Here is a 26,454-nt window from a genome sequence, read left to right on the forward strand (position 1 = left end):
GAAGGCACCTCATGCGTATCGCGATCACGGGCGCCAGCGGCAATGCGGGAACGGCACTCCTGCGCAGGCTTCAGAAGGCCAGGCAGGAACACCCCGGCGGGCTGGAATTGGTGGGCATCAGCCGCCGCGCGCCGGACACGTCACGGCCCCCGTACGCGGGCGTCGAGTGGCACGCCCTGGACGTAGGCAGCGAGGGGGCGGCGCAGGACCTGGCGAGGGCTTTTGCCGGCGCCGATGCCGTGGTGCACCTGGCCTGGCAGATCCAGCCGAACCGGGACCTCCCGCAGCTGCACCGCACCAATGTCACCGGCACAGAGAACGTGCTGGCGGCCGTCCGGGAAGCAGGAGTGAAACACGTCGTGTGCGCCTCCTCAGTGGGCGCGTACAGCAGGTCGGCAAAGGACCGGCGGGTGGACGAATCCTGGCCGGCAGGAGGCATGGAGGGTTCACATTACAGCCGGCACAAGGCAGAGCAGGAAAAGCTGCTGGACAGCTTCGCGGCGGATAATCCTTCGGTTGCCGTGGCCAGGCTGCGCCCCGGCCTCATCTTCCAGGGACAGGCCGGAAGCGAAATCGGCAGGTACTTCCTGGGGTGGGTGCACCCGAGATTCATCCCGCGCCGGCCGGCATTGCCAATCCTGCCGGTTCCCGAGGAACTGGTCTTCCAGGCGGTGCATGCCGACGATGTCGCGGACGCATACTGGCGCGTCCTGGAGCGCAGGGCCAATGGGGCGTTCAACGTGGCGGCTGAGCCGGTGGTCACGCCTCAGAATCTGGCCAGGCTTTTCTCCGCCACACGGATCCTCCCCGTTCCTGTCCGCGCGCTGCACGCCTTCGTCGGCGCAACGTGGCGGCTGCGGCTGCAGCAGACAGACTCCGGATGGGTGGAGATGGCGGCGGGCGCACCGATCATGGCCACCAAGCGGATCCGGGATGAGCTCGGCTGGGAGCCCCGAACGCCGTCGCTGGAAGCAATCCGCGAGGTGATTGACGGCATGGGAAGAGGCGCCGGCGTACCGGCGTCTCCCCCGCTCAAGCCGCGGCGCAGTCTCTTGACGCTCCTTCGCCGCCGTTAGCTTCCCCGTCCCCTCGCTCGGGCGGGGGCCAAACGGACGACGGCGGTACGTTACTGTCGCCGGCGGCTTAACGGCCGTCGTCGGCTACTCGCGCGGAGTGTTCCGCCGGGTAGTGTCCGTGGTGGCTTCGGCATCGGGGCGCGTCTCAGCGGGGTGCGTCTCGGCGCCTCGGGCGTCAGCATTGCGCGCGTCGGCGTCCCGCGCATCATCGGCCCGCGAACCCATGTCCCGGGCGCCCATGTCCGGCTCGTTCCCCCGGGCGCCATCGCCCCGCCGGTCATCGTTGCCGTCCGCGTCCACGTCCGGGTCAAGGGCGTTCGCCTTGTACTGGTGCTTCTCGGCATCCGTGCGCAGGTCCTGCGCGGTCGACTGCCGCTGTTCGGCCTCCTGGCGGAGCCGCGCCGCCTCGACCTGCGCCTTCTCGGCGTCAGCCTTGGCATGCATGGCCCGGGCTTCGTTTTCGCGTGCCTCAAGGTCGGCGTTCTCTGCCTTCCTGCGGATCTCGGCAGCGTGCTGGCGGTTCTGCTCATCGCGCTTCTGCCGGAACGCCTCCCGGCGCTTGCGGCTGGACATCAGAAGCACCGCAATGAGCGCGATGACGACGATTACAACGACGATCCAAATCCAGGCAGTTGGGTCCACCGTGGATCCACCTCTCTCTTTTCCAGCACGTCACTATCCGGAAGGTCCGGCCGCTGGTACCGGCACGACACCGCCGGAGAGCGGCCGATTGAACTAGCGGCAATCAGGGTACTTACGATCTAATAGTAACCATGCTTACTATTTTATAGCGAGTGGTTGCCGGCTGCAGTCGGCACCCCCACACGTTGGAGAGGGATTGACCATGACGGAGAACCAACAGCCCCAGCGCACAAGCGCTTCCCCGCCCGGCGCTCCCCTGCCCGCATCTGGCAAGACCGCTGGTGAAGAAGCCGGGACCGGCGCCCGGAACGGCGGGCAGGACCCCAACCCCTTGGATTCCGCCCAACTGACCGAGACCCCGCAGTCGAACACCCGGATGGCGGACGATCCGCTGGACGGGAAGCAGCCGGCCGACGATCCGCTGGGAAGCGACCCGCTCACCCTGGACCGCCGCAATGCGCCCCCGGCGCCGGGACTCCACCTGCCCTGACGGTAAGCGACCCGAACCTGATGCGACCTGTTGCACGCCCCGCGAGCCCGACCCCCTGATAGCGGGCAGGAAACGATCCGCGACGCCGGAACACGTCCTGCCCGCGAACGAAAGGATGCCTCATGGCTACGAAAGAAGCCCCGGAAACCAGCACAGCAAAGGCCGACACCGCGCCTGCACCCGATGATGCGCGGAAGCCGGACAGTCCGCCGGATCTGGACAAGCCGTCGTGGAAGTACATTTTCCGCAAGACCCTGCGTGAATTCACCGGAGACCAGTGCCCCGACCTCGCCGCCGGGCTTACCTATTACGCGATCTTTTCGCTCTTCCCCGCCCTGCTCGCCCTCGTTTCGCTGCTCGGCATCTTTGGACAGGCAGAAAAGACGACGGCGGCACTCCTGGAAATCGTCCAGCGCATCGCGCCCGGCCAGGCAGTGGAGATGATCCGCGGGCCCATCCAGGAGCTGACCAGCTCGCCGGCCGCCGGCTTCACACTCTTCATTGGCCTCGCGACAGCACTGTGGTCCGCATCCGGGTACGTGACCGCGTTCGGCCGGGCCATGAACCGGATCTATGAAATCGATGAAGGCCGGGGCTTCGTGAAGCTACGCGGCACCATGCTCGGCGTGACGCTTGTCTCCCTGATCATCGTTGCGCTGCTCGCCGCCATGCTGGTGATCAGCGGGCCTGTGGCCGAAGCGATCGGCAACGTCATGGGCCTGGGCGGGGTGTTCCTGACCGTGTGGAACATTGCTAAGTGGCCGGTCATTGTTGCGCTGGTCATCGTGGTGATCGCCATCCTCTACTACGCCACTCCCAACGTCCGCCAACCAAAGATCCGCTGGATGAGCATCGGTTCCCTTATCGCCCTCGTGATCTTCGTGCTGGCTTCTGTCGGGTTTGGGTTCTACGTGGGCAACTTCAGCAACTACAACAAGACGTACGGGGCCATCGGCGGCGTGATCGTCATGCTTCTGTGGCTCTGGATCCTGAACATGTCCCTGCTTTTCGGCGCGGAGTTCGACGCCGAAATGGAACGCGGCCGGCAGCTGCAGGCGGGCATCGAAGCCGAGGAAACACTCCAGCTTCCGCCCCGGGACACGAAGAAGAGTGACAAGCTCCAGGAGAAGGAAGAGGAAGACATCCGGCTGGGGCGTGAACTGCGCGAGAAATACAGCGAACAGGGCAACGGCCAGGACCGAAGGCACGACGGCGGCCGTAAAGGCAGCAGTGAAGCATCTGGCGTCCGGGACAAGGACCGGTAACCAGCAAGGGCTGGGCGCGGGGTACTGTGCCGCGCAGATAACCGCTAAAACAGCCGACGGGGTTAATTGTCGTACCGTCCACCTAGTCTGGGAGTGTCCGGTTGGGGATGCCGGCACAGTGTTCGGAACGGTGTCCGGTTGGGCGTGTGGCATGGAAGTTATGGCGGTCAGCGGTGACGGGGGTTTGGTTCCGGCCGTGGACTTCACGGAGCGGGAGGATTCACTGCTGGCCGGCACCCTGAGCGTTCCGCTTCCCTCGTTCCTGACGGCCGAGGAGGCGCTGGGCGTGGTGGAATCGGCCGGCCGGGTCATCGCGTGGGCGACGTCGGTGAAGATGCGCGCGCTGGCGCGGGTCGGGGAAGCCATGGGCGAAGAGTCACCCCCGCGGGCCGAGAACCAGCCGGTGCGCTTTGGCGGGGACGAGGCCCATGCGCTGGCCGTCAGCGAGGTGTCCACCGCCTGCGCCCTCTCCGAAGGCACCGCCGCGCGCTGGTTGAATGATGCCGGGGACCTGGCCACGTCCCAGTGGGAGGTCCTTGAAGCGGTCGAGGATAGGGAGATCTCCGAGGCGCACGCCAGGATTATCCTGGACCAGGCCCGCTCCCTCCCGGCCGGGCAGTCCGAAACGTTCGCCACGATGGCGCTGCAGCGCACCCGGACCCGGCACGGGCGGCGCCGCACCCCGGCCGAGTTCCGCTCGTGCGTGCGGCGGCTGCGCGAACGGCTTCACCCCGACAGCCTCACCGCCCGCAACGAGGCCGCCCGGCGGGAGCGTGGGCGGCAAGCCAGCGCACCCGCCGCCGAACCCGGAACCCTTCCCCGGACCCCTGCCGAACAACACACCGACCCGGACCACACGCTCCCGCGGCTGCGCGCTGACGCGTTCACCTACCGCTTCCTGGGCGGATCCGCCGGGCTTTTCGGTGTGCCCCCCGGGCCTGTCCATGGAGACGAGCCCCTCGGCGCCACCGACGGACCGGAAACCGGGGCGTTCCGCGCCGAGATCGTCGTGACCATCCCCGTCCAAAACATCCTCGGCACGGGCACCGGATCCGCCGAGCTCGAAGGCTACGGCCCCATCGATGCCGCCACCGCCCGGTACCTGGCAGCCCTGGCCCCCACCTGGCAACGGCTCTTCACCGACTGCACCACCGGGCAGGCCCTCGGCGTCGGCCGCACCGCCTACCGGCCACCCAAAGCACTGCGCCGCTACCTGAACTCCCGCGACCGGACCTGCCGGTTCCCCGGATGCACCCGCCCCGCCGCCACCTGCGAACCCGACCACACCATCGAATGGCAGAACGGCGGCACCACCGAACCCGGCAACCTCGCCATGCTCTGCCGAAAACACCACGCACCCAAATCCATCGGCGCCTGGACCTACACCCACCCCACCCCCACCGGGGACCTGCAATGGCGATCCCCACTGGGCCGGAAATACAGCACCGAACCAGCAGACTTCGGCACACCCTTCCACCCAGATGACCCACCAGAACGAGCACAGAAGCCACCGGACCACCCCACGGCACCCAAACCCCCACCCTCTGAACCCCCACCCTTTTAGGGAAGTGGCGCCGCCTGACCCGGCGTGAGGGCAGAGCCGCCAGGGCTGTCCCGGGCACAGCCCTGCCCTTCCGGCAGCCCGTTTGCCGACTCAGTTTCGCTGCCGTTGCTCATTGATCAGCTGCTCCGGAGCCCAGCTGCAGCTTCAACGCTGAGCGCATGGAGATAGGCGCCAAAACCATGGGGAGCCCGGGCGGCAGTCCGTCCGGAAGTCACCACACGGGTGCTGTCCGTGGCGATAACGGCAAAGCCGCGTCGGCGCAGGTGTTCCACCAGGGCGCGGTCTTCGGAGGAGCGCAGCGGCGGGAATCCGCCAGCCTGGCGGTATGCCGAAGCCCGCACGCCGAGATTGGCACCGTAGATATTGCCGTGCCCTTCATCCAACGGATGCCGGAGGTGCCAGCTGAGTAGAAGCTCGGGATCCATGGCGGTGGAGTCGGGCTCCACGGAGCCCAGCACCACGTCCCAGCCGGCGTCAGCAAATTCCAGCTGGCGCACGAGCCAGTCCTCGGGAACCTGGGAATCGGCGTCTGTGTTCGCCAACCAAGTACTTTCCAGATGCAGAGAGCCCGTGGCTTCCGGACGGCCCGCACTTTCCAGACGGCCCGCACTTTCGCAATCGTCCGGGCCGGCATCCTCCAGGGCTGCTGCCACACCCGCGGCCCTGCTGGCGCCCGCATTGCGGAATCTCCGGTGCAGTATCCGCACGCCGGTGCTTAGTCCGGCGCTTGATCCGGCGTAGGCCCCAGCGAAGCGGGCCGTGATCTCCGCCGAGCGGTCGATGCAGTGGTCCAGGACAACAGTGATGCCCATGGCCATCCCCGGGCGGTGCTTCGCCAGCGCTTGAGCCGCGACGCCGAGCGCGTGCAGCGCAGCTCCAAGGTGGTGCTCCTCGTCATGAACGGGCATCACCACCTCGACCCGGTTGATGACCTGCCGGGCCCTATCCGCCGTCATGCGTGGCCTTCGGCCGGAAACCAGGCGCGACGAAGACCTCGAGGACGAAGTCCCGCTCCCGGTAAACACTGGCCGGTGGCCACCGGAGCTGGCTCCGTGCCAGCGCGTGGACCGCGTCGCCGTCGAGCTCCCAGCCGGAAACCGGATGCCTCCAGTGGCAGAGCAGCAGCGTTCCGCCCGGGAGGAGGGATGCGGAGGCCCGGGTGAACAGTTCCTGCAGTTCGGCCGCCGCAAGGTAGTAGCCCATCTCGGAGACCACGATCAGGTCAAAGCTGCCTGCCGGCCACTGTTCCGGCAGGGTCAGCTGCCTGGCTTCAGCGCCCGGGTACCGGGCGAGCCGTTCGTCGGCCCGCGCTACGGCGGTCTCGCTGGCGTCCACTGCCAGGAACCTCCCGCAGCGCCGTGCCAGTTCCGTACTCAGGGTGCCGATCGAGCAGCCGGCCTCCAGGCCGGCGTCGTACTTCTGTTCCGGGAGCGCGGCGAGCGTCAGGCTGCGCTTGCGCTGCTCATACCAGCTGTCCTGGTACCTCCAGGGATCCTCGGCGCTGAGGTGCAGGGCATCAAAGACCGCCTCCGCATCCCCGGCGCTGCGCCGGCCGGTGACCGGGGGCTGCCAGGCGAAGACCTCAAAGGGCCTTGAGAAGTGCGAAAGAAACTGCCCTGACAGGAGCACCTCGTCGCCGGGCTGGTCGGAGAGCGGCTCCAGCTGGGAGGCATGGGTGTGCACGGCCTCACGCTTTGTCCGCTGTTCACCGGGGCTCAGGGGCAGCCGAACCCAGTTCCGCCAGGCGGCGTCGCCCGGCGTGGCCCACAGCCAGTACCAGATGGGATATTCCAGCAACCCGTGGCCGCCGGCTTCGGCGGCCTCCGCCGCCACGGCACCGAGGGTGTCATGGTCGATGTGTCCGTCTCCGCGGTACGGGGCCACAATGACCACGGTGCGCTGCCCGCCTTCCCGCCTCTGCCCAATGACTCCCGCCAGGCGTTCGGCAATGACGGCTCGGTGCCGGGCCAGCGCGCTGTCCGGAAGGTTCAGGAACTGCCAGTGCTCCGCCAGCCCGAACGCGGCCATGGCTGCCGCGAACTCCTCCCGGCGGACAGCGGCAAGCCGCCCAGGCGTGGTAGTGGGCGAGTCCGGGTGGGACGCCTCGCCCGCCGAACAGAGCAGCACCTCAACGTGTGCGCCGGCTGATGTGAGCCGGGCCAGCAGCCCTCCGGCGCCGAGCGATTCGTCGTCCGGGTGGGCCACCAGCACAACGAAATCCATCCGTGCCAGCTCGGCCGCATCCAGCGGGAGTTCGCCAATTGTGTCCAGGCCGCTGGCCGCCCAGGCTGCCTCGTCCGTGCCGGCATCGGTGTGCGAGAACGTCACCACGCGTGCTCCCCCTTGAGGGTGAGCACGCCCAGCTGGGCGTCGTCACGGGTGGCGTGATGCTGCCGCACGTAGAGGGACAGGTCCGCCATGCATTTGCCGTACCGTTCGTCGAAGGCCAGGGGGCCGGGTCCCAGGTTCTGGCTCACCAGGAGCTGTACGCGTTCGACGGCGGCAGCAACAGTTCCCCGGACTCGGAGCGCCTCGCTCCACCCGCCAACGGCGCCGCCGTTGAGCTGGGCATCCACGGAGTCAGCTGCCCGGGCGAGGTACCGGATAGTGGAGGTCAGGATCCGGTCCACTTCGCCCAGGGCAGCGAGCGCTACCTGGTCGGGCTCACGCTGGGACCTGGCGCCCCGCAGGAGCGCGGCTTCGAAGTGCCGGCCGAGTGCCACGGCGCCGCCCAGCCAGCACGCGGCGACGCCCATGCCGCCCCAGGCAAAGCCGGGACGCTGGAAGTACCAGCCGTCTCCGCCGAGCGGCACGCCCGGCACTCCGTCGAAGTGGACCGTTCCGCTGGGGATCTCTCGCAGTCCGCGGCTGGTCCATTCCGGCACATCGCACGTGACTCCGGCGGCCCTGAGATCTACGGCAAAGGCGGCCCGGCCGCCCGTTTCGGTGTGCGCGGTCACCACCGCGTGGTCCACAAACTGCGCCAGCGAGCACCAGGGCTTCGAGCCGGTCAGCTGCACGCCGGAAGCTCCCCCGGTGGGTTGTGCCCCGCCGGCTTCTGCCGCTCCGCCTTGAGTCAGGGCATCTTCGGCCTCTCCCGCTTTGGTCTCGTTCGGGGATTCTCCGTCAGCAGGTGACGGCGCACCACCAGAGGACTGCCCCCCGACGGAGGCGGGCGGACCGGCCGTCAACCGGGTGCCGGGGGCCTCGGCTGCGTACACGCCCCAGGATCCGGTGAATGCTTCCGGTGTTCCGGCCTCGGCCAGGATGGCACCGGCATCCAGGTGCGGCTCCATCACCCTGGCGGCGGCCACATCCACCGCGGCTACCGACGCCAACAGTTCCCACAGTTGTGCTGTCCGCCCGTCACCCGGCTTCGGCGCGGAACGGCCGGCCTGCTGGGCGATGGCCAGCAGGGCGGTGACATCCCCCACGGCCGATGCAATTCTGTCCAGCAACCGCTCGAGGTCGAGTGAAGATTCAGGTTCGCCGTCTGCCTTACGGGCTTCCGCCGGGCGAAGGCGGACGGGCCGGGATGGCCGGATCATGGCGCTGCTAGTCCTGCCCCGGTGCGGTCACCGGCGCCGACGCGGGCATAACTTCCGCGTTCACCATCCACGCCAGCTGTTCGAGCCGGGTGATGGCCTCGTGCAGGAGGTCCGCGCTCGTGGGATCTTCTTCATCCACCTCATCGTGCACGTCGCGGATGGTCTTGACCGTTTGTTCCAGCCTCGCGGTGATGAGCTTGGCGGTGTCCTTCGTGACGGTCAGGCCGGCAGGGTACTGCTCCAGCCTGGTGCCCGAGGAGACGGTGGCGCTCCGTCCGTCCGGAAGCGCATGGAGGGACCGCATCCGCTCAGCGGTCTGGTCGGCGAGCAGCCGGGCACTGTCCACGATCTCGTCCAACTGCAGATGGAGGTCGCGGAAGTTGGTGCCCACCAGATTCCAGTGCGCCTGCTTGCCCTGAACGTGCAGCTCGATCAGGTCGGTGAGAACCTTCTGAAGATTGCTCGCCAGAGTCTGGGATGCTTTCATGACTTCCTCCGCTGCCGTCACCGATGCTTTTTCCATCCCGGCCGGCCGGAAGCCCGCCGCGATGATTCCCAGCTTACTTACCTTTTGGGTGCGGGTGTTTTTGGCAGGGCAGCGCATGGGTGCCGCATCAGCGGCCGAAGGGCCACAGCACCGTGGCCTGCAGCGATTCCAGGGGCACGCTCCCGTAGATGCGCGAATCGATGGAACCCGCCCGGTTGTCGCCCAGGACGAAGACGTGGCCGGCCGGCACCGTGACCGGACCAAAGTAGGTGCCGTCGATGCGGCTGTGGTCGATCCCCGGCTCGGCCTGCGGAACCCCGTCCACCACCAGCACCGAGTCTTCGATGGCAACGGTCTGCCCTGCGAAGGCAATGGCCCGTTTCACGGCGGCGTTCCCGTCCTCAGGGCTGGAGAACACCACCAGGTCTCCGGCCCTGATTGAACCCAGCGCCGGACCCGGTTTGAACATCAGCACCGTGCTGCCCTTGGGCAGCGCCGGTTCCATGCTCTCGGAGCTGACCGTCACCGGCTCCACCAGCCACAGGCGCGAGGCGAGCAAACCGGCGGCCAGCAGCACCGCCGTCGTAATTGTTTTCCCCCGGAAACCCTGCCGGAGGAATCCGGCAGGGTTTCCGGTGACGGCTTCGTTGTCGGGAACCGGCCTGGATTTTGACTCGGCCCTGTGGGCCGCTAGCCGTCCCATTGGGGCAGTGCCGCCGTCATCGGGTCGTTGGGATCGTTGTCATCTTCCTTTAGCCCCACCCGGAACTGAACCATCATGTCGTGGTCCTCGTGGGGCAGGTTGTGGCAGTGCACCATGTAGCGGCCGCGGTGCGGACCGAACTTCATCAGCAGGCGGACTGTCTCACCCTCGCCCACGTAGACAACGTCCTTGGGTCCGAGTTCCTGGGGGAACGGTGCCTTGCCGTTGCGGCTCAGGATCTTGAAGTCAACGAGGTGGATGTGCACGGGGTGGAACCAGCCACCGGATTTGTTCTCGATTTCCCAGACCTCGACGGCGTTGAGGTCAACCTCCGCGGCCGCCTTCTTGTAGCCGCTGGCAATGACGTCCTGCCAGCTGTCGTCGTCGATGGTCCACATGTTGGTGACGTCGTTCCGCTTGACCCGGAACTTCCTGACCCTCGTGGCCTGCTTCTCGGTCAACGCCATGACCTCGTTCCCGGGTGCCAGCTGGGCGGGCACCGTGTTCCACGTCGGATCGCTGGTGTTGACGGGCTCGTCCGTGACGTCGAAGGCCATCACCTTGTTGGTGAAGTCGTAGTCAACGTTGTTCGGGTTGGACAGGTTCCGCAGCTCGATCCGCTGTCCGGCCTTGTACCTCCGAAAATCGATGAGCACCTCGTACCGTTCCGCCCCGCCGTGGCGGTAGTTGGCCACCTTCTGCGGAGTGGGAATCAGGCCGCCGTCGGTGCCCACGATGATGAGCGGATCCCCGGTGCTCAGCGTGAGCCGCACCGACCGGGAAATGCTGCAGTTCAGGACCCCGAAGCGGTAGATGCGCTTCTGGACCTTCATGACCGGCCACGGCTTGCCGTTGACCAGGATGACGTCTCCCCACAGGCCCGAGTGGGTGTTGTCGTCATAGCCCAGGGCGCCGTTCGCGGCGAACATCGCGTCGGAAATGATGAGCGGCACGTCAAAGTCGCCCTGCGGGAGCAGCTGCCGTTCCAGCGGATCGTGCATGTGGTATTGGGCTGCGAGGCCGGAGTAAGCGTTCTGTGCTGTGAAGTGCACTCCATGATCGTGGTACCAGAGCGTGCGGGCGGGCTGGAAGTTCGGGTAGTGGTAGTCCTTGAAAAACCCGGTGTGGGTGACGTCGCTGGCGTACCCGTCGAACTGCGGCAGCGAGGCTGAACCGTGCAGGTGCGTGGACGTGGAGAGCACGTGGCCATCGTTCGGGTGCGTTGCGGGAAGCTGGTTCCGGACCCGCACCACCGCCTTGGTGCCCTGGTCGAGGCTGATCGTGGGGCCGGGGAAAATGCCGTTGTAGCCGAGGATCGGTGTCTGGAGCCGCGGCAGGATGGACGCCATGGCTGCCTTCTCCGTGAGGGTGTAGTAGTTGACGGGCTTGCCGTCGGCGGGGTCCATCTCCACCCTGTCCGGAACCAGCACCGGCGGCTTCACGAACGCCGACTGGAACGGTTTGGGCATCTCTGCGGCGCTCAGCCGGCTGACGGACTTGGCCTCCACCTCGGTCCGCGGGAGCGAAAGAGTGCTTGCTCCCACAACGCCGAGGCCGCCCAGTAGCAGGACATTTCGTCTGGACACGGTCATCACCGGGCCTCCTTTCGATAGGGATCATTCGAGACCAATTGGGGATGCTTCGAGGATGTCCCGGCCTACTTGGAAAAACCCGGACCAGGCTGGGGAGGGTGGGGGTTCTGAGGGAGTGCCCCCAATTGGGCCCCCTCAAATCGATGGTCTAATTCCGCCCCGCCGACCGAAGCCCGCGCCGTTGAGGGTCGCCGGGCGACGCGCGCCCCGGCTCGGGGGCCTCGCGGAGGCCGCTCCCCACCGGCTAAATCCGACCTTTGTCCAAGGTGGCGCGTCCACTGTTGAAGCAGTTGGGAACGCACCTCCCGGCTTGGCCTTGAAGGTACTGGGGGCCACAAATCGAGTGTCCAAAAAGGAGTTACCATGTCTTCGCATTCCGCGATGAGGCCTTTGGTGCCTGACGGAGCCAAGCGCTCCCGGTCAGCGCGCCGTTTGTCCTCCGCCACTGCCGGGCGCTTCGCCCCGGCCGTTGCCGGCGTCCTGCTCGCCGCCGCTCTGTCACCCATCGGCGCTGTTCCCGCCCACGCGGAAACGGCCGGGATGGGGCCCGTCGACCCTGCAAACGGGTTCCCCACCTGGTTTTCGGACGGTACCGTCCGGCTGCAGTTCTGCTACCAGGGCGGGCAGGGCTGCCTCTCTGAGCCGCCTGACCCAAGCGCGCCGGCGTCCTACCCGGACAACTTCCCGGAGGAAGCCTTCTGGTTCGGAGCCGAGGCTTCGGCGGGCAACCTGCGCCTGTACGAGGCTGCCCTCGAGGGCGCCCATGTCAACGGAGCCGTGGTCGACGGCGAACAGATGGGCTTCGGACGGCTACGGTTCCGGCTTAACGGCCTGACGCCGAACGCCAGCTACACCATCACCCACCCCTATGGCCTCCACACCTTCACGGCGGACGCTACCGGCGTGATCAACCAGACCCTGGACCAGGGCATCTGTGCACCGTCCGCCACCACTCCGTGCGACTGGGCCGGCGTAGGCGCTGCCTTCCTGGGGGACTTTGGCAGGGGTACGACCGCGACCTTCCTCCGCCAGGAGGGTGCTGCACCGGGCACCCTCGGTGACATCAATACTGCGCGGACAGTCACTGGCGCCCCCTCGGGCAACAACTTCGTGCGCGTCGTCGGCCCGAATGCCGGCGGAGCCGGGGTCAACACCCTCACCGTGAACACTTTCACGGTCCAGGGCCTGATCGCGACCGATTCCGTTGGAGGCCCGAATACGCCCGACCTGGCTGCGGCCAGTGATAGCGGTCGGTCCAACACGGACAATATCACCAGGGTGGCAACGCCTACCATCACGGGCACGCTGCCGGCGGGAACCGCCGGCCCCGTTCAGCTCATTGTCGACGGCGGCGCTCCCCGGGCGGCCACGGTTACCGGCTCCTCGTACTCACTGACGCTGCCGGCGCTGGCCAATGGTCCCCACTCCGTGCAGGCTGTGGCTGGCGGACAGAATTCCGGGACCCTCAGGTTCACGGTGGACACAATTGCTCCCCCGGTGTCGATCGTGGCACCGTTCCCGTCCACGCCCAGCCTGGACAGCACCCCGACGCTGAGCTTCACGAGCAGTGACCCGCAAGCCCGGTTCGAATGCCAGCTCCAGCCCACCAACACGGTCTGGGATCCGACCTGCGCTTCCCCGAAGACGTGGGACGGACAGGTCAGCGGAACCTACAACTTCCTGGTCCGCGGCACGGACGTGGCCGGCAACGTCAGCCCACTGGCCAGCCGCACCGTGCAGATCGGCACCACCGTCACCGCCCCGTACCGCAAGGTGCAGGACTTCAATGGTGACGGCCGGGCGGACATCGTGTCCCGCGATTCCACCGGAACGCTCTGGCTCTACCGCGGCAACGGAACCGGCGGCTTCCTCGCGAGGACCAAAGTCGGCACAGGCTGGAACTCGATGACGTCGATCATCAGCGCAGGCGACTTCAACAATGACCGCAAGGCAGACATCATCGCCAGGTCCTCCACCGGCCTGCTCTACCTCTACAAAGGCAACGGCATCGGCGGATTCTCCGGCAGCACCCAGATCGGCTCGGGCTGGAACTCCTTCACGGCCATCACCGCCGCCGGGGACGTCAACGGCGACCGCAAGGCAGACCTGGTGGTCCGCGACAGCGCCGGCAAGCTCTACGCCTTCCCCGGCACAGGCAACGGCGGCCTTGGCGCACGGATCCTGATCGGCAGCAGCTGGAACAGCCAGAACACCATTCTGGGCACCGACTTCAACGGTGATGCCAAGCCCGATATCGTCTCCCGGGACGCTGCGGGCAGCCTCTGGCTCTACCGTGGCGACGGCGCCGGCGGGTTCGTTCCCCGGGTCCAGATCGGCTCCGGCTGGGGTGGCTTCAGCTCCCTGGTGGCCCCCGGCGACTTGACCGGTGATGGCAGGGCAGACATCACCGCCCGTGACTCGAGGGGAACCCTCCTCCTTTACCGTGGCAACGGCACCACGCTCGTCAGCAAGGCGGTCGCGGGTACTGGCTGGAACTCGATGAGCTCAATCCAGTAACTGCCTCAGAGGTAGGAACACCCAGCAAGAAGAGCACCGCCCGTGTACAGCCAGTGCACGGGCGGTGCTTCGCTGTGGGCATGGTGCTGCGTTAGAGGACGATGGCCAGCGCGAAGCCGTCCCAGCCCTTGGACCCCACGGTCTGGATGACAGTGGCGTCCAGCCGGCTGTCCTCCCCCATCATCTTCAGCGCCCCGATGATCCCGGGCGCGTTGACGTCATCCATCGAGGGGTCCAATGCCACGCCCTCCCACACGACGTTGTCCATCACGATGCTCGTTCCCGCCCGGCCCAGCCGCACCGCCCACTCCAGGTACTGCGGGTTGTTTTCCTTGTCCGCATCGATGAACACGAAGTCGAACGGGCCGGCTCCTTCGGCCTCGAGGGCTGCGAGCGTGTGCAGGGCCGCGCCCGTCCGGATCTCCACCTTGTGGCCCACGCCGGCGGCGTCCACGTTGGCCCGGGCTACGTCGGCGTGTTTCTGGAGGTATTCGCACGTCACCAGCCGCCCGTCGTCGGGCATTCCCTGGGCCATCCAGATGGTGCTGAATCCGGCCAGCGTGCCGATCTCCAGCACCTTGCGGGCACCGGACGCCGCCACCAGCAGCTTCAGGAGCTTTCCCGCGTTCGGGGTCACCTCGATCGGCGGCATCCCGGCTTCCTCGGCGGACCGCACCGCGCGCTGGACGGCGTCGTCGGGGTGGACGACGACGTCGGACAGGTACTCTTCTACGGCCGTCCACTCGGGCCGCGGCTTGTGCTCAAACATGGGCACAGTCTTCCAGCAAGCGGCCGGCCGGGCTAGGCTCCCGTCAGCTGCCTGCGGTCAGCTACCCCTTTGGCGGCACCATCCGGGGCGCTGTCCGGAGCGGCGTCCAGGGCTCCTTCCAGGCGCTCGACCTTCGCGGTGAGCTCCCCGGAATAGCCTGGCCGGATGTCGGCCTTGATCACCAGGGACACCCTGCTGCCGAATTTCCCCACGGCCTCTGTGGCGCGCTTGACCACGTCGAACACCTCGTCCCATTCACCCTCGATGGTGGTGAACATGGAATCCGTCTTGTTGGGCAGCCCGGACTCCCGGACAATCTTGACGGCAGCAGCCACGGCGTCGTGCACTGATGCGTCCCCGGTGCCGGCCGCAGCGAAGGCAGGGTCAGCGGGAATACCGGAAGGGGCGACTGAAAATGCAAGCAACATGGCTCCAGTCTGACACGGCCGAACACGCCGCCCGGAACGTGTTCTGTGTCATATTCGGCGCTACCAACGGGTAACGGAGTCAGGCTGACACAGCGTTGCTAACCTTGGTTTCATGAACCTCGCAGTAGAGCGCAAGCCACTCCGTGCTGACGCTGCACGCAATGTGGACAAGATCATTAACGCCGCCCGCGAGTGTTTCCGGCAGTACGGCCCGGACGTTCCGCTGCAGACCATCGCCGCAACGGCGGGAGTGGGTCCAGCGACGCTGTTCCGGAATTTCTCGGACAAGGAACAGCTGGTTTTGGCGGCCCTCAACCGCCAGCTCCGGCTGAATGTGGACCCGGTTATCGACGTCGCCCTTGCGGGCAGCGATGCGGCCGAGGGCCTGTTCCGGGTTATCGACGCAGTGATGACTGCGGCCAGTGACAACGCCAACCTGCTCGGCGCCGTGGCCGGCAGGCGGGATCTGCTCACCGGCATTACCGGAAGCCTGATCGAGTCTGTTGGCGTGCTCCTCGACCGCGGCCAGGACCAGGGCACCCTCCGGGTGGACATCTCGCTGACCGACATGGTGCGGCTGCTCGCCATGCTGATCGGCGTGGTGGACACCATGGAGCCCGGCTCAGACGCGTGGCGCCGGCCGGCCGCCCTGGTCGAAGACGCGATCCGCGCGGAACGGCCCACCAGGCCGCTGCCGCCGCAGGTGCCGCTTCCGGGGTCCCAGTTCGAGTAGCGGCCTGCAGTCCGAGCGGCGGCCCCCAAGAGGGCACGGCCGGCAGGAATGACGAATCCGCATATTCCGCACACAGGCCCTGCACAGTAAGCTAGGCACACCGGTGGGTTAGGAAGCCAGCCTCGGACAGTTCCATACACGGAGCACACCATGTCATTTCCTGCATATGTTCAAATCAGACCGGCCGTGGCATCATGAACCGCTCACAGCTGGCCCACTTCATGAAACATACAACTGACCCTGAAACAACAATAACCGCGGCTTCCACCGATGAGCTCAGGATCATCGTGGACGCGCTCTACCGGAATCTGGATACGCCGACGCCTGTGTTCGGTGCCCAGGACTGGTATGACCTGGCCACCGAGGAGCTCGCACGGCGGGCCGAGCCGGTAGCCCCGGACGCCTACGGCGCAGCGTAGATCTAACCCGCGCAGATCCAACCGCGTAGGCGCTGTGCGTCTACCTCACCGAAGCGGCTCCGGCCTCTGGGACAAGGCACGCAGGGCCGAAGCCAGGCATTCGCTCATGGCCTGGAGTGCGATCAGCTGCGCCTCCCGCACCTGGGGCTTGGGCGAGTTGATGCAGATAGCTTCGTCGGCAGCCTGGGCCAGCGGGTTGGGGGCTGCCCCGGTAACCGCCCAGACGGTGGCGCCGGCCGCCCTCGCGGCCGCCGTCGCCTCCAGCAGGGCATGCCGGTGCCCGCTGGCGGAAACCACCAGGAGAACGTCGCCGGAACGGATGTGTGCCCGCACCTGGCTGGTGACCTCGTCCGCGTGCCCCTGCGCAATTTCCATAGCGCTGACGGGCGCAGCCCCTGCCGACACACCCGGCCGCAGGGCAATGACGGAAAATGGCTGGCGCTCACCTGCGTTGCGCCCCAGCAGTTCGGCGGTGAATTGCTGCACCTCCGCCGCCGAACCGACGCTTCCAGCGGTGACCAGGCGGTTCCCTGACAGCAGCCGGCGGGCCAGCTCCTCGCCCCAGCCGGCCAGCCGCGAGGACTCATTGCGCAACGAGGCCACCGCAGGCCCTACCTGCCGCAGGTGCTCGAGGACGATGTCTACCGGGGCTTTGATTTCGAACGGCGCGTCCGTGGCGCGGGAATGTGACAGTCTGCTGACGGCCTTCATTTTTACCACTCCTCTTCATTCGAGGATACAACGGCAGTGATGCACATCACCCTTAACGACGACGGCGTCCGGCTGGCAGTTCCCGATGTTTCAGTTCCAGCCCGCCAGCCGGAGCAGGGCCGCGGCTCCGGCGCCGGCCAGCACAACCACCAGGAAGGGCGCCCGCAGGAACAGGGCCGCCGCGGCGGCCGCCAGTGCGCCCAGCCGGGCGTCAAGCACCAGGGCCTGCCCGCTGGCCAGGGTGTTGACGATGGTCAGCGAGGCGAGCAGTCCGATGGTCATGGTTCCGGCCATCCGGGACATTCTGGGGTTCTGAAGCAGGCTGGCCGGGAGAAGGTAGCCCACCAGTTTCCACGCATAGGCAAACAGGCAGGACAGCAGCAACCACATCCACAGACTCATTTGGCACCTCCGGGGCCCGGATGGTGTCCTGTACCCGGGTGGTGGCCGGGATGCCATTCCGCGTAAGGGTCGATATCCGGTTCCAGCCCTTCGTCCTGGCGCCCGTGGCTGACCCAGCCGATGACCGCAGCCACCACGGCGGCAATGAGAATGGGGACGCCTGCCGGGACGAACGGCACGGCCAGTACGGTTGCCAGGGCGCAGACGACGGCGATCGCCACCGGTTCCCGGCCCTTCAGCCGCGGCCAGAGCAGGCCAAGAAACGCCGCCACCGCCGCGCCGTCGAGGCCCCACTGCCTGGGGTCGCCCAGCGCACCGCCGGCCAGGGCACCGACTGCGGTGAAGAGGTTCCAGAGCACAAAGATCCCGATGCCCGCGGCCCAGAAGCCCCTGAGCTGCTCGTCAGGATCCGACTGCCCGGTGCTCGTGGCCGTGGACTCGTCGATGGTCACATGGGCGGCAGCGTATCGGCGCCACCCTGTCGGCCGGAGCAGCACGTTGAGCTGCATGCCGTAGATTCCGTTGCGCATTCCCAGCAGGGTGGCGGCCCCCATGGCGGCGAGACCCGAGCCACCGCCGGCAATCACCCCGATGAACGCAAACTGGGAGCCGCCGCTGAAGAGCAGCAGGCTCAGTGCCATGGTCTGCCAGAAGTCCAGGCCCGAGGTGACGGAGAGCGCCCCGAAGGAAACCCCGTACAGGCCGGTGGCTACGCTGATGGACAGGCCAACGCGGACCGCCGGGGAACGCAGGAGTTTAGGGGGCCAAGTGATGGGCATGCCACCACTCAATCACAGCGGCGGCTGCGACTGGGTGGCTGAGCTTGACGCCAGGGCCGGCTGCTGGAGCCGGGCCAGGACCTGCGCCGGCCGGTTGGTGGTGATTTCGTGGATGCCAAGCCCCCGGCACAGCTCCACGTCGTCCTCTTCGTCCACCGTCCAGACCCGGAATCGGCGGCCGGAATCCAGCCAGCGCCGCACTGTGCCTGCGTGCCGGCGGACGTAGTCGATGCCGGGGCCGGCAATGGCCACTTCGCCGTCGTTGAGAATCCGCTCGCCCTCCAGTTGCGCGGCCTTCATCACGTTGGCCACGGCACTGCCCGTGAAAGGCCCCAGCCCCAGTTCCTCGCGGATTCCGGTGACGTTCACGTCGTCCACGAGCTGGCAGATGAACTCAGTCGGCACGGCCTTGCGCAGGTGCCTGACCGAGTCCGGGCTGAAGCTCATGAAGGTCACCCGGACGTTGCCCAGCCTGGATGTTGCGGCGTCCCAGCCTTCGGCCCGCAGCACCTCCAGCACCCTGTCCTCCAGCTTCAGCTGGTAGGGGCTGGGATGCTTCAGCTCGATGGCCAGCCCGATCTCCCGCCCGGCAGCCCGCAGCAGGTCCAGCAGGTCCGGCAGGGTCAGGAACTGTTCGGACCTGGGCCCGAAGGCCTCCGGGATCCGGACGCCCTTCCAGGATGAAAAATCCAGCAGCCGCAGCTGGTCGAGGGTCCGTTCGGCCACGGGGCCTGTACCGTCCGAGGTCCGGTCCAGGTTGGAGTCGTGCAGCAGGACGACGTGCTGGTCGCGGGTGAGGTGCACATCGCACTCCACGCCGTCCGCGCCGTCGGCGAGTGCCCGGAGATAAGCGGCACGGGTGTGCTCGGCGAAATCCGCGCTGGCACCCCGGTGGGCGTAGACCAGGGGACGGGTTGGGGCTGACTCGTCGGCTGTCATGGTCACACGTTAGCCGACCGCGGCCGCCAAAGCGGGGCTAGGCTTGGTACATGCAGGTGAACTCTGAGCCAACCACCCAGCAAGATCCGGCGGAGAAGCTTTCCCCGGAAAGCCCCGAGCGGAACGGCGGACTCGGCGGCCGCACTCCGGCGCGTCCCGCCGTCGTACGTGATTTCACGGCGGGCGACGCCGAAAAGGCGGCAGCGCTCCGGAAGATGAAACTGCTGGCCCTCTGCCTGCTCATCGCCATGGCGGTGGTGTTCGTCGTGGCCTTCGCGCTGCAGAAGCAGTACCCGTGGCTGGAGTACGTCCGGGCCGCGGCGGAAGGCGGCATGGTGGGCGCCTTGGCCGACTGGTTCGCGGTAACGGCCCTGTTCCGCTACCCCATGGGGCTCAAAATCCCGCACACTGCCATCATTCCGCGCCGTAAGGACCAGATCGGCGCGTCCCTGGGCGAGTTCGTGGAGACCAACTTCCTCTCTGAACAGGTGGTCCAGGACAAGCTGGCCAGCATCAACATCTCCGGCAAGGCGGGCAGCTGGCTGTCGGGTCCGGGCGGCGCCGAGCGCGTGGCCAAGGAGGGCGCCGCCGTCATCCGGGGCACGTTCAAAGTGCTGAACGACGACGACGTCCAGGCAGTTATCGAGGGCATGGTCCGCAAGCACCTGCTGGCTCCCCCGTGGGGACCGCCCGTGGGACGCATGGCTGAACGGATCTTCGCCGACGGGCACCACCACAAGCTGGTGGATCTCCTCGTGGACCGGGCAGCGGACTGGGTGGCTGCCAACCACCAGACGGTCAGCCGGCTCGTCACGGAACGTTCCCCGCAGTGGGTGCCCAGCTTCGTGGACGGCCTGGTGGGCGACAAGGTCTACATCGAGCTGCTGAAATTCACCCGCGCGGTCCAGGATGACCAGCAGCACCAGGTCCGGCTGTCGATCGACAAGTACCTGACGGACCTGGCCCAGGATCTGCAGCATGACCCCGCCATGATCGCCCGCGCGGAGGGGATCAAGGCGCAGGTGCTGGGCGACCCGGAGGTCCGGGAACTGGCGTCCCGGACCTGGGCCACCATCAAGGGCGCGCTGCTCAACGCCGTCGACGACCCGGAGAGCGAGCTGACGGTGAAGTTCAAGGCGGCCGTCCGCGATTTCGGCACCAGGCTGGTCAACGACGAGGAGCTGGCGGGCAAGGTCAACGCCTGGATCGGCGATGCCGCCGGCTACCTGGTCCGCACCTACCGGTCGGACATCGCCGGAGTGATCACAGATACGGTGGCCCGCTGGGATGCCGAGGAAACGTCGCAGAAGATCGAACTCCAGGTGGGCAAGGACCTGCAGTTCATCCGGATCAACGGCACAGTGGTGGGCTCCCTCGCCGGGCTCGCCATCTTCACGGTCGCTCACCTGACGTTCGGCTGAGCGGGCTGCGCCCCGGGCGGCCCTGTGCTCGCAGGTGCTCCCAGGTGGCCGGCGCAGATGCCACCAAAAGACGCTTGACAGCCTTGGCGGGCAGGGCCACCTTGGTGTCAACTACGCCGCCCGGTCTCCTGCCGGTCCATGGGTGGCCAGTCCACGGACCGGCACCGCGGCGCTCCGTTCGGGAGTTTCGAATGAGGTGCCATGAGTCCCGCGACTTACCGGCCGGCAGCGTTCCACCGCGCCGGCCTTTTTCTCTGCGCCCTGGTTCTGTCAGCTACGCTGCCGTCCCAGCTTGCCCTGCCTGCCGTGGCGGCCGTCCCGGCCCGTGCGGTCAACGCTGACGACGGCGGTTTCAGCCCCGGCGCACCCGGCCTTGGGGATCCCTACTATCCGCTTGACGGCAACGGCGGCTACGACGTCGGGCATTACCTGCTGGAGCTTACCTACGATCCGGCAACCGGGTTCCTGGCAGGGTCCGCCACCATCCGTGCCCGTGCAACCCAGAACCTCTCGTCGTTCAACCTGGACCTGCAGGGGCTGGCTGTCCGCGGCATCCGGGTTAACGACAGGGACGCCGCCTATCGGCGCAGCGGTGCGGAGCTTACGGTGATTCCGCAGCTGGGCATCAGGGACGGCCGGGAGTTCGATACCGTCGTGTCCTATGACGGCGTGCCGAAACCGGTCGTTGACCAGTTCGGAATTTCAGGATTCCTCCGGACCGACGACGGTTCGCTGATCATCGGGCAGCCGCACGTGGCAGCCACCTGGTTCCCGGCCAACGACCACCCCCTGGACAAGGCGGCCTTCACTTTCAAGATCACTGTCCCGGACGGGTTGGCTGTGGTGGCCAACGGCGTGCTTCGCGACGAAGAGTCGCAGGACGGGAAAACCACGTGGACGTGGCACGCGCCCGAACCCCTGGCCACATACCTGGCCACGGCGAGTGTTGGCAAGTTCAATCTGGACCGTTACCGGGACGGGCGGGTCCGGTACATCGACGCCATCGATCCCGACCTGTTCGCACCGGCGGTCGTTGCCCGGACGGGTCACAATTTCGCCTGGTCGGACAGCCGTGCGGGAACCTATACCCGTCTAACCAGGACTCTTACGGTCCCCCCGGACGGGGCGAAGCTCTCTTTCTGGCTCAACCGGACCATCGAATTCGGCCGCGACTTTGCCGTGGTGGAAGCGCGCACCGCCGGTGCGCAGGACTGGACGACCCTCCGGGATGCGAACGGCCATACGTCCGCCGAAAGCGGTCCCGGATGCCAGCAGCTGCTGGCCATTCATCCCTTCCTCGGCCATTACCTGACGGCCGGCCGCAACGGCTCATGCAGCCCACGCGGAAGCTCCGGAGCATGGTGGGCAGCGACCGGACCCAGCCAGGGATGGGAGCAGTGGGGATTCGACCTCTCCCGGTTCGCCGGGAAGACCGTTGAACTTTCCGTGACCTACGTCACCGACAACGTCGTCGCGCTGGACGGGGTGTCGATGGACGACGTCACCGTATCAACAGGGGAAGGCACCACGTCATTCGAGGAGGACGGCAACACCACGGACGGCTGGTCAGCGTCCGGTCCGCCGCCTGGGAGCCCGCGGAATGACGCAAAGTGGAGCGCGCCCAGCTCGGGGCCACCCTCCACCGGTGACCGGGTGCAGGCGTCGTTCAACAGGCAGCCGGAAATTATCAGGTTCCTGTCCAATATCTTCGGCCCGTACCCGTTCAGCGCCGCCGGTGGAACCGTTGATGACCTGAAGAACCTCGGCTTTGCGCTGGAGAACCAAACAAGGCCGATCTACTCCAGGCTCTTCTTCACCAGCCCTGAATCGGGCGACTCCGTGGTGGTTCATGAACTGGCACACCAGTGGGTGGGCGACGATATCGCGGTCAGCCGCTGGCAAGACATCTGGTTGAATGAGGGGTTCGCAACGTACGCCGAGTGGCTCTGGAGCGAAAGCGAGGGGCGGGAAACCCCTCAACAGCTGTTCGATTTTTATGCCGCCGCGATTCCTGACCAGGCGCCGTTCTGGACAGTGAAGATCGGCGACCCGGGAACGGCAGCCCTCTTCGACTTCGCCGTGTACGTCCGCGGCGCGATGACACTGCAGGCGCTGCGCAACAGGGTAGGGGACGAAGTGTTCTTCGACATCCTCCGGGAATGGACTGATGCCCATGCCGGCGGCAATGTCTCCAGCGCCGACTTCATGCGACTGGCCCAGGAGCTTTCCGGCCAGGACCTCGGGAGCTTCTTCCAGGACTGGCTGTTCACCGCCGCCAAGCCGGCCGGGACGGCGCCGCCCGTGCTGCGCGGCACAACAACCCCTGCCAGCAGCCCGCCTGCCACAGCGCGGGTGCTGGAGCAACGGATCGAGGCGCGCCCCGGGCCCCGATAACCACAACGTGCCGGCGCCGCTCAGGCGAACGGTGACAGTTCCACTCCGGCTTCCTCCAGGCCGGCGCGGACGGCGGCAGCCATCTCCACCGCGCCCGGGGTGTCGCCGTGGATACACAGGGAATCGGGGTCCACCCGGACCACGGTTCCGTCCACCGCCACCACCTCACCCTTAAGCGCCAGGCGGACTGCCCGCTCAACGATCGGCCCGACGTCGTGCAGCACGGCGCCTTCCTGCGAGCGCGGCACCAGCGTGCCGTCCGGCAGGTAGGCGCGGTCCACGAACGCCTCGCGGAAGACGGGATGCCCGGCGTCCTCGGCCTGCTTCAGCAGCTCGGATCCCGGAAGCCCGAGAATGGGCATGCCGGGATCGTAGGCCTGGATAGCAGCCACGAGTGCGGAGGCCTGCTCGGCGTCGTGGAACGCCCGGTTGTAGAGGGCGCCGTGCGGCTTGACGTAGTCAACCGAGGCGCCCACCGCATGCGCCACTCCGTCCAGTGCCCCGAGCTGGTACAGCACGTCGCCGAACAGCTCGTCGAAGGACATGTCCAGGGAGCGCCGCCCGAACCCGGCGAGGTCGCGGTAGCCTACGTGGGCGCCGACCCTGACGTCCAGCTCATAGGCGGCGCGGCAGCTGTCCAGCATGGTCACGGGGTCCCCGGCATGGAAGCCACAGGCAACGTTGGCGCTGGTGATGAGCTCAAACATGGCCGCGTCATCACCCATGGTCCAGGAGCCGAAAGACTCCCCGAGATCAGCGTTCAGATCCACCCGTACTACCTTCCGTGAGTTCGCCCGGCACCGTGTCCGGCATCGGCCCAAAGGCCTCCCTCGCATTAACGACGACGGCCCGGCCCATCATGAGGTTACCGGCACCGCCCACCACCGCCCCAATGCCGAACGGCAGCGCACGGCCGAACAGGGCGGTCCCCTGACGCCTGAGCAGGTTCCGCAGGAAGGCTTTCTGGATGCGTTCGCGGAAGAACCCGAACCCCGATGTCGACATCCTGCCCGCCAGTACATTTCCCCAGGCCTGGCTGGCACCCTTGCCCTTGCCCATGGCCTGCCCGCTGAGCGAACCAAGCAGCGCGGTCCCCTCCTCGCCGAGCATCACGGCCATCACCAGGGTGCTGGCTTTCTCCGGGTCGGTCATCCGGATGCCGTGGAGCTCGGCCAGCGAGGTGGCGTAGAGGGCTGTCGCCTCGAGGAAGCCAACAGTCGCGGCCGCGGAGAGGCCCAGGGACGCCACCGTCCCGACCCCGGGAACGACGGCGGTGGCCCCCACCAGCGCTCCCCCGCCGGTCACTGCCCGGAGATAGTCGCGTTCCAGGATGTCCGCCAACTGGGCGGCGGATGCCCGCGGATTGCGGCGCTGGAGCCTGCGGATGTACGCCAGCACCAGCGGACGCTGAATCTCCACGGCCCGCAGCAGCACGTTGTGAACGCCGGGTTTGGGATTGCCGTGGGCATCGAACACGGCGTTGTGGGCTGTTTCCTGCGCGATTCTCACCGCGGGGTTGCGTCGCTTGGCCATCATCACCTCTACGTCGGATCAACCGGCAGCCGGAGGCCGCCGTCTAGCCTTAACACTAGGCCACTTCCCAACATACCAAGCATGCTGATTACAGCGCCCAGGACTCGGCCACGGCCATGTACGCGGAGGAGGACGGCCCGCGGGGTCCAGGGTAGACGGTGGGGGCGCCGGGCCATTCGACGCCGAACTCGGAGAGCTTTCCCGTGCTGCATGGATGGTAGATGTTGCTCATCGAGCCGCTGGCGGGCCCCAGCTGGAAGTCGGGCGCGGAGAACTGCCGCCGGTCCAGCACCCCGGAAATTTCGATAGCGGCCCGCCGCCCGGTTGCCCGGAATCCCCGCTCAAGGTCCAGCGCGACGTCGAACTCGTCCTGGGTGTGGCTGACCGCGCCGAGCGGAAAGCGCGCCGCCTCCGGAAAGAAGCGCGTCAGTTCGGTGGCGAGGGAGGAGGCAAAGAATTCGTTGGAGCCGTAGCTGCGCCAGCCCTGGAGCGTGGCCACCATGAGGACCGTTCCGGTTCCCCACCGGGACCAGTCCGCCACCCAGAACGAGGCGAAGCAGCTGGCGGGTTCGCCGGGGACATGAACGCCGTTCCGGTCCACCGGATGCAGGGCAAGGCCAAAGTTTGCGCCGATCAGCGCCACATTGCGCCGCCCCGGCCGGGCCGGTGTGTTCCCCATGGCTCGAGCCTATCCCGCCGGACGCGTTCCCCGCGCCGCAGGCTCAGCCTAAGATTGCCGTGTGCCCCTCCCCCGCGCCCTTCGACCCTTCTCCCACCGCGAATACCGCGTGCTGATCGGCGCCCTCGCCATTTCCATCTTCGGTTCGGGCATGTGGGCCGTGGCCATGGTCTACCAGGTCATCCACATCGGCGGCGGTCCGTTGGAACTGTCCCTCGTGGCCGCTGCCGGGAGCGTGGGTCTTGTGGCGTTCGTCCTGGCCGGCGGCATCGCAGCGGACCGGGTTCCGCAGCGGCTGCTGATCATCGCCGTCGAGGGCATCAACCTTGCCGTGATCGCCACGGTCAGCGGGCTGGCGATGGCGGGCTGGCTTCAGCTCTGGCACCTGGTGGCCGGCGCCTTCGTCCTTGGCGTGGGAGCCGCGTTCTTCTTCCCGGCGTACTCGGCGATTCTGCCGCGGATCCTGCCGCCGGAGGACCTGCTCGCGGCCAACGGCATGGAAGGTACCCTGCGCCCCACGCTGCAGCAGGCGGCTGGTCCTGCGGTGGCCGGCGTCGTCGTGGCCGCCCTGTCGCCGTCGCACGCCGTGACAGGCGTTGCCGTGTGCCACCTGCTGGCGTTCATCGTCCTGAACTTCCTGGGCCAGCATGCCCTCGCGGCACCCGGCTCTGGCGCGGCAGAGGACGGTGGCAGGACCTCCTTCTTCGCCGACCTCCGTGAGGGCGTCAGCTACACGGTCCGGACGCCGTGGCTGCTCTGGACGCTGCTGTGGGCCTGCATTTCGGTGCTGTTCCTGATCGGGCCCATCGAGGTGCTCCTGCCCTTCGTGACCCGGGACCAGCTGGGCGGCGACAGCCGGATGTTCGGTTTCCTGCTGGCCGTCATGGGTGTGGGAAGCGCCGTCGCCTCGCTGGTCACGGCATCCGTCCGGCTCCCGCGCCGCTACCTGACCGTCATGATGGTGTGCTGGGGAGCGGGCACCCTGCCGCTCGCGGCGGTGGGGCTCATGGACAGCTTCTGGCTGCTGGCCCTGGCGCTCTTCATCTTCGGAGCCACGGGCAGTGTGGGCATGGTCATCTGGGGAACGCTGCTGCAGCGGCGCGTGCCGCCGCACCTGCTGGGGCGGGTCTCCAGCCTGGACTTTTTCGTGTCCCTGGCACTGATGCCGGTGTCAATGGCGCTGGCCGGCCCCGCCGCCGCCGTACTCCCGATCTGGCTGATCTTCCTGGTGGCGGGCGGGGTGTGCCCGGTCATGGCGGTGGTGGCCCTGCTGGTGGCCCGGATGTCAGCGGACGAGATCGCCCATCCGCTCGACCGCCGGGACACCCTGCCCGCCGGCTCCGAGGCCACCACCGGGCACTAG

26 protein-coding genes are annotated in these 26,454 nt (G+C 67.3%); 10 read left to right on the forward strand and 16 right to left on the reverse strand.

All coding sequences use genetic code 11. The features are described 5' to 3' along the window. The first annotated feature begins 11 nt into the window (after nt 1-11). Nucleotides 12-1,076 (forward strand): NAD-dependent epimerase/dehydratase family protein, encoded by a 1,065-nt coding sequence (locus tag ACFTSA_RS20730; RefSeq protein ID WP_377953708.1) that lies wholly within the window; start codon nt 12-14, stop codon nt 1,074-1,076. An 84-nt stretch (nt 1,077-1,160) separates the two neighbouring features. On the opposite strand, the gene ACFTSA_RS20735 is transcribed toward ACFTSA_RS20730, so the two are convergent. Next, nucleotides 1,161-1,718 (reverse strand): hypothetical protein, encoded by a 558-nt coding sequence (locus ACFTSA_RS20735; protein WP_377953710.1) that lies wholly within the window; start codon nt 1,716-1,718, stop codon nt 1,161-1,163. A 202-nt stretch (nt 1,719-1,920) separates the two neighbouring features. Here ACFTSA_RS20735 and ACFTSA_RS20740 point away from each other — a divergent pair, with 202 nt between their 5' ends. From ACFTSA_RS20740 to ACFTSA_RS20750, 3 genes are all read left to right on the forward strand, one after another. Continuing rightward, a complete protein-coding gene (locus tag ACFTSA_RS20740) occupies nt 1,921-2,208 on the forward strand; it encodes a hypothetical protein (RefSeq protein WP_377953711.1) in 288 nt (95 codons plus the stop codon). Between the two features lie 122 nt (nt 2,209-2,330). Continuing rightward, a complete protein-coding gene (locus ACFTSA_RS20745) occupies nt 2,331-3,473 on the forward strand; it encodes a YihY/virulence factor BrkB family protein (protein ID WP_377953713.1) in 1,143 nt (380 codons plus the stop codon). A 151-nt stretch (nt 3,474-3,624) separates the two neighbouring features. Continuing rightward, nucleotides 3,625-5,037 carry a DUF222 domain-containing protein gene (locus ACFTSA_RS20750; protein WP_377953714.1) on the forward strand — a complete coding sequence of 471 codons (1,413 nt, stop codon included), beginning with the start codon at nt 3,625-3,627 and terminating at the stop codon, nt 5,035-5,037. Between the two features lie 116 nt (nt 5,038-5,153). Here the strand turns inward: ACFTSA_RS20750 and ACFTSA_RS20755 are convergent, their stop codons facing one another. The 6 genes from ACFTSA_RS20755 to ACFTSA_RS20780 all read right to left on the reverse strand — a co-directional run bounded on the left by ACFTSA_RS20755 (nt 5,154) and on the right by ACFTSA_RS20780 (nt 11,367). Then, on the reverse strand, nt 5,154-5,993 hold the full coding sequence (locus tag ACFTSA_RS20755; RefSeq protein ID WP_377953715.1) for a glycosyltransferase: 840 nt from the start codon (nt 5,991-5,993) through the stop codon (nt 5,154-5,156). Then, nucleotides 5,980-7,368: a PIG-L family deacetylase gene (locus ACFTSA_RS20760; RefSeq protein ID WP_377953716.1), complete on the reverse strand. Its 1,389-nt coding sequence runs from the start codon at nt 7,366-7,368 to the stop codon at nt 5,980-5,982. Before ACFTSA_RS20760 ends, ACFTSA_RS20755 begins: the two co-directional genes overlap by 14 nt. Beyond that, nucleotides 7,362-8,585 carry a hypothetical protein gene (locus tag ACFTSA_RS20765; RefSeq protein ID WP_377953717.1) on the reverse strand — a complete coding sequence of 408 codons (1,224 nt, stop codon included), beginning with the start codon at nt 8,583-8,585 and terminating at the stop codon, nt 7,362-7,364. Before ACFTSA_RS20765 ends, ACFTSA_RS20760 begins: the two co-directional genes overlap by 7 nt. A gap of 7 nt (nt 8,586-8,592) precedes the next feature. Then, nucleotides 8,593-9,072 carry a Dps family protein gene (locus tag ACFTSA_RS20770; RefSeq protein ID WP_377953718.1) on the reverse strand — a complete coding sequence of 160 codons (480 nt, stop codon included), beginning with the start codon at nt 9,070-9,072 and terminating at the stop codon, nt 8,593-8,595. Between the two features lie 127 nt (nt 9,073-9,199). Beyond that, nucleotides 9,200-9,775 (reverse strand): signal peptidase I, encoded by a 576-nt coding sequence (gene lepB, locus ACFTSA_RS20775; protein ID WP_377953719.1) that lies wholly within the window; start codon nt 9,773-9,775, stop codon nt 9,200-9,202. Continuing rightward, the gene (locus tag ACFTSA_RS20780; RefSeq protein ID WP_377953720.1) at nt 9,763-11,367 is read right to left on the reverse strand and encodes a multicopper oxidase family protein; all 1,605 of its coding nucleotides are present in this window, start codon (nt 11,365-11,367) and stop codon (nt 9,763-9,765) included. The genes lepB and ACFTSA_RS20780 overlap by 13 nt, the downstream gene beginning before the upstream one ends. A 363-nt stretch (nt 11,368-11,730) precedes the next feature. On the opposite strand from ACFTSA_RS20780, the gene ACFTSA_RS20785 reads away from it, so the two are divergent. Next, the gene (locus ACFTSA_RS20785) at nt 11,731-13,884 is read left to right on the forward strand and encodes an FG-GAP-like repeat-containing protein (RefSeq protein ID WP_377953722.1); all 2,154 of its coding nucleotides are present in this window, start codon (nt 11,731-11,733) and stop codon (nt 13,882-13,884) included. 91 nt (nt 13,885-13,975) lie between these two features. Here the strand turns inward: ACFTSA_RS20785 and ACFTSA_RS20790 are convergent, their stop codons facing one another. Continuing rightward, entirely contained in the window at nt 13,976-14,653 is a 678-nt protein-coding gene (locus ACFTSA_RS20790) for an O-methyltransferase (protein ID WP_377953724.1), read from the reverse strand. A 32-nt stretch (nt 14,654-14,685) separates the two neighbouring features. Continuing rightward, complete coding sequence (locus tag ACFTSA_RS20795; RefSeq protein ID WP_377953725.1) at nt 14,686-15,081, reverse strand: MTH1187 family thiamine-binding protein; 396 nt, start codon at nt 15,079-15,081, stop codon at nt 14,686-14,688. 112 nt (nt 15,082-15,193) lie between these two features. Here ACFTSA_RS20795 and ACFTSA_RS20800 point away from each other — a divergent pair, with 112 nt between their 5' ends. Together ACFTSA_RS20800 and ACFTSA_RS20805 are read left to right on the forward strand one after the other, a co-directional pair. Next, the gene (locus ACFTSA_RS20800) at nt 15,194-15,814 is read left to right on the forward strand and encodes a TetR/AcrR family transcriptional regulator (protein ID WP_377953726.1); all 621 of its coding nucleotides are present in this window, start codon (nt 15,194-15,196) and stop codon (nt 15,812-15,814) included. Between the two features lie 221 nt (nt 15,815-16,035). Beyond that, nucleotides 16,036-16,233, forward strand: coding sequence for a hypothetical protein (locus ACFTSA_RS20805; protein ID WP_377953727.1), 198 nt, complete (start codon nt 16,036-16,038; stop codon nt 16,231-16,233). A 45-nt stretch (nt 16,234-16,278) separates the two neighbouring features. On the opposite strand, the gene ACFTSA_RS20810 is transcribed toward ACFTSA_RS20805, so the two are convergent. From ACFTSA_RS20810 to ACFTSA_RS20825, 4 genes are all read right to left on the reverse strand, one after another. After that, nucleotides 16,279-16,944 (reverse strand): SIS domain-containing protein, encoded by a 666-nt coding sequence (locus ACFTSA_RS20810; protein ID WP_377953729.1) that lies wholly within the window; start codon nt 16,942-16,944, stop codon nt 16,279-16,281. 90 nt (nt 16,945-17,034) lie between these two features. Continuing rightward, entirely contained in the window at nt 17,035-17,346 is a 312-nt protein-coding gene (locus tag ACFTSA_RS20815) for an AzlD domain-containing protein (RefSeq protein ID WP_354262618.1), read from the reverse strand. Next, a complete protein-coding gene (locus ACFTSA_RS20820; RefSeq protein WP_377953731.1) occupies nt 17,343-18,125 on the reverse strand; it encodes an AzlC family ABC transporter permease in 783 nt (260 codons plus the stop codon). The genes ACFTSA_RS20815 and ACFTSA_RS20820 overlap by 4 nt, the downstream gene beginning before the upstream one ends. A 12-nt stretch (nt 18,126-18,137) precedes the next feature. Continuing rightward, nucleotides 18,138-19,064 carry a glycerophosphodiester phosphodiesterase gene (locus ACFTSA_RS20825; protein WP_377953733.1) on the reverse strand — a complete coding sequence of 309 codons (927 nt, stop codon included), beginning with the start codon at nt 19,062-19,064 and terminating at the stop codon, nt 18,138-18,140. Between the two features lie 50 nt (nt 19,065-19,114). Between ACFTSA_RS20825 and ACFTSA_RS20830 the strand changes: the two genes are divergently transcribed. Both ACFTSA_RS20830 and ACFTSA_RS20835 read left to right on the forward strand, forming a co-directional pair. Then, entirely contained in the window at nt 19,115-20,485 is a 1,371-nt protein-coding gene (locus tag ACFTSA_RS20830; protein ID WP_377953734.1) for a DUF445 domain-containing protein, read from the forward strand. 201 nt (nt 20,486-20,686) lie between these two features. After that, complete coding sequence (locus ACFTSA_RS20835; RefSeq protein WP_377953735.1) at nt 20,687-22,879, forward strand: M1 family aminopeptidase; 2,193 nt, start codon at nt 20,687-20,689, stop codon at nt 22,877-22,879. 20 nt (nt 22,880-22,899) lie between these two features. Here the strand turns inward: ACFTSA_RS20835 and ACFTSA_RS20840 are convergent, their stop codons facing one another. From ACFTSA_RS20840 to ACFTSA_RS20850, 3 genes are all read right to left on the reverse strand, one after another. After that, nucleotides 22,900-23,649, reverse strand: a complete 750-nt coding sequence (locus tag ACFTSA_RS20840; protein ID WP_377953736.1) for a LamB/YcsF family protein — start codon at nt 23,647-23,649, stop codon at nt 22,900-22,902. Continuing rightward, nucleotides 23,633-24,412, reverse strand: a complete 780-nt coding sequence (locus ACFTSA_RS20845) for a hypothetical protein (protein WP_377953787.1) — start codon at nt 24,410-24,412, stop codon at nt 23,633-23,635. The genes ACFTSA_RS20840 and ACFTSA_RS20845 overlap by 17 nt, the downstream gene beginning before the upstream one ends. Nucleotides 24,413-24,500: 88 nt before the next feature. After that, nucleotides 24,501-25,091, reverse strand: a complete 591-nt coding sequence (locus tag ACFTSA_RS20850) for a hypothetical protein (RefSeq protein ID WP_377953737.1) — start codon at nt 25,089-25,091, stop codon at nt 24,501-24,503. Between the two features lie 61 nt (nt 25,092-25,152). Here ACFTSA_RS20850 and ACFTSA_RS20855 point away from each other — a divergent pair, with 61 nt between their 5' ends. Next, a complete protein-coding gene (locus ACFTSA_RS20855) occupies nt 25,153-26,454 on the forward strand; it encodes an MFS transporter (protein ID WP_377953738.1) in 1,302 nt (433 codons plus the stop codon).

This window comes from Arthrobacter sp. NPDC057013 (genome assembly GCF_042674585.1).
In the GTDB taxonomy this organism is placed as follows: Bacteria; Actinomycetota; Actinomycetes; order Actinomycetales; family Micrococcaceae; genus Arthrobacter.

Coding starts and splice junctions, on each gene's coding strand:
- ACFTSA_RS20800 (WP_377953726.1), top strand. CDS start 15,194: ATGAACCTCGCAGTAGAGCGCAAGCCACTCCGTGCTGACGCTGCACGC.
- ACFTSA_RS20740 (WP_377953711.1), top strand. CDS start 1,921: ATGACGGAGAACCAACAGCCCCAGCGCACAAGCGCTTCCCCGCCCGGC.
- lepB (WP_377953719.1), bottom strand. CDS start 9,775: ATGGGACGGCTAGCGGCCCACAGGGCCGAGTCAAAATCCAGGCCGGTT.
- ACFTSA_RS20845 (WP_377953787.1), bottom strand. CDS start 24,412: ATGGCCAAGCGACGCAACCCCGCGGTGAGAATCGCGCAGGAAACAGCC.
- ACFTSA_RS20795 (WP_377953725.1), bottom strand. CDS start 15,081: ATGTTGCTTGCATTTTCAGTCGCCCCTTCCGGTATTCCCGCTGACCCT.
- ACFTSA_RS20745 (WP_377953713.1), top strand. CDS start 2,331: ATGGCTACGAAAGAAGCCCCGGAAACCAGCACAGCAAAGGCCGACACC.
- ACFTSA_RS20820 (WP_377953731.1), bottom strand. CDS start 18,125: ATGCCCATCACTTGGCCCCCTAAACTCCTGCGTTCCCCGGCGGTCCGC.
- ACFTSA_RS20765 (WP_377953717.1), bottom strand. CDS start 8,585: ATGATCCGGCCATCCCGGCCCGTCCGCCTTCGCCCGGCGGAAGCCCGT.
- ACFTSA_RS20785 (WP_377953722.1), top strand. CDS start 11,731: ATGTCTTCGCATTCCGCGATGAGGCCTTTGGTGCCTGACGGAGCCAAG.
- ACFTSA_RS20835 (WP_377953735.1), top strand. CDS start 20,687: ATGAGTCCCGCGACTTACCGGCCGGCAGCGTTCCACCGCGCCGGCCTT.
- ACFTSA_RS20755 (WP_377953715.1), bottom strand. CDS start 5,993: ATGACGGCGGATAGGGCCCGGCAGGTCATCAACCGGGTCGAGGTGGTG.
- ACFTSA_RS20780 (WP_377953720.1), bottom strand. CDS start 11,367: ATGACCGTGTCCAGACGAAATGTCCTGCTACTGGGCGGCCTCGGCGTT.
- ACFTSA_RS20750 (WP_377953714.1), top strand. CDS start 3,625: ATGGAAGTTATGGCGGTCAGCGGTGACGGGGGTTTGGTTCCGGCCGTG.
- ACFTSA_RS20790 (WP_377953724.1), bottom strand. CDS start 14,653: ATGTTTGAGCACAAGCCGCGGCCCGAGTGGACGGCCGTAGAAGAGTAC.
- ACFTSA_RS20850 (WP_377953737.1), bottom strand. CDS start 25,091: ATGGGGAACACACCGGCCCGGCCGGGGCGGCGCAATGTGGCGCTGATC.
- ACFTSA_RS20815 (WP_354262618.1), bottom strand. CDS start 17,346: ATGAGTCTGTGGATGTGGTTGCTGCTGTCCTGCCTGTTTGCCTATGCG.
- ACFTSA_RS20730 (WP_377953708.1), top strand. CDS start 12: ATGCGTATCGCGATCACGGGCGCCAGCGGCAATGCGGGAACGGCACTC.
- ACFTSA_RS20770 (WP_377953718.1), bottom strand. CDS start 9,072: ATGAAAGCATCCCAGACTCTGGCGAGCAATCTTCAGAAGGTTCTCACC.
- ACFTSA_RS20805 (WP_377953727.1), top strand. CDS start 16,036: ATGAAACATACAACTGACCCTGAAACAACAATAACCGCGGCTTCCACC.
- ACFTSA_RS20825 (WP_377953733.1), bottom strand. CDS start 19,064: ATGACAGCCGACGAGTCAGCCCCAACCCGTCCCCTGGTCTACGCCCAC.
- ACFTSA_RS20830 (WP_377953734.1), top strand. CDS start 19,115: ATGCAGGTGAACTCTGAGCCAACCACCCAGCAAGATCCGGCGGAGAAG.
- ACFTSA_RS20810 (WP_377953729.1), bottom strand. CDS start 16,944: ATGAAGGCCGTCAGCAGACTGTCACATTCCCGCGCCACGGACGCGCCG.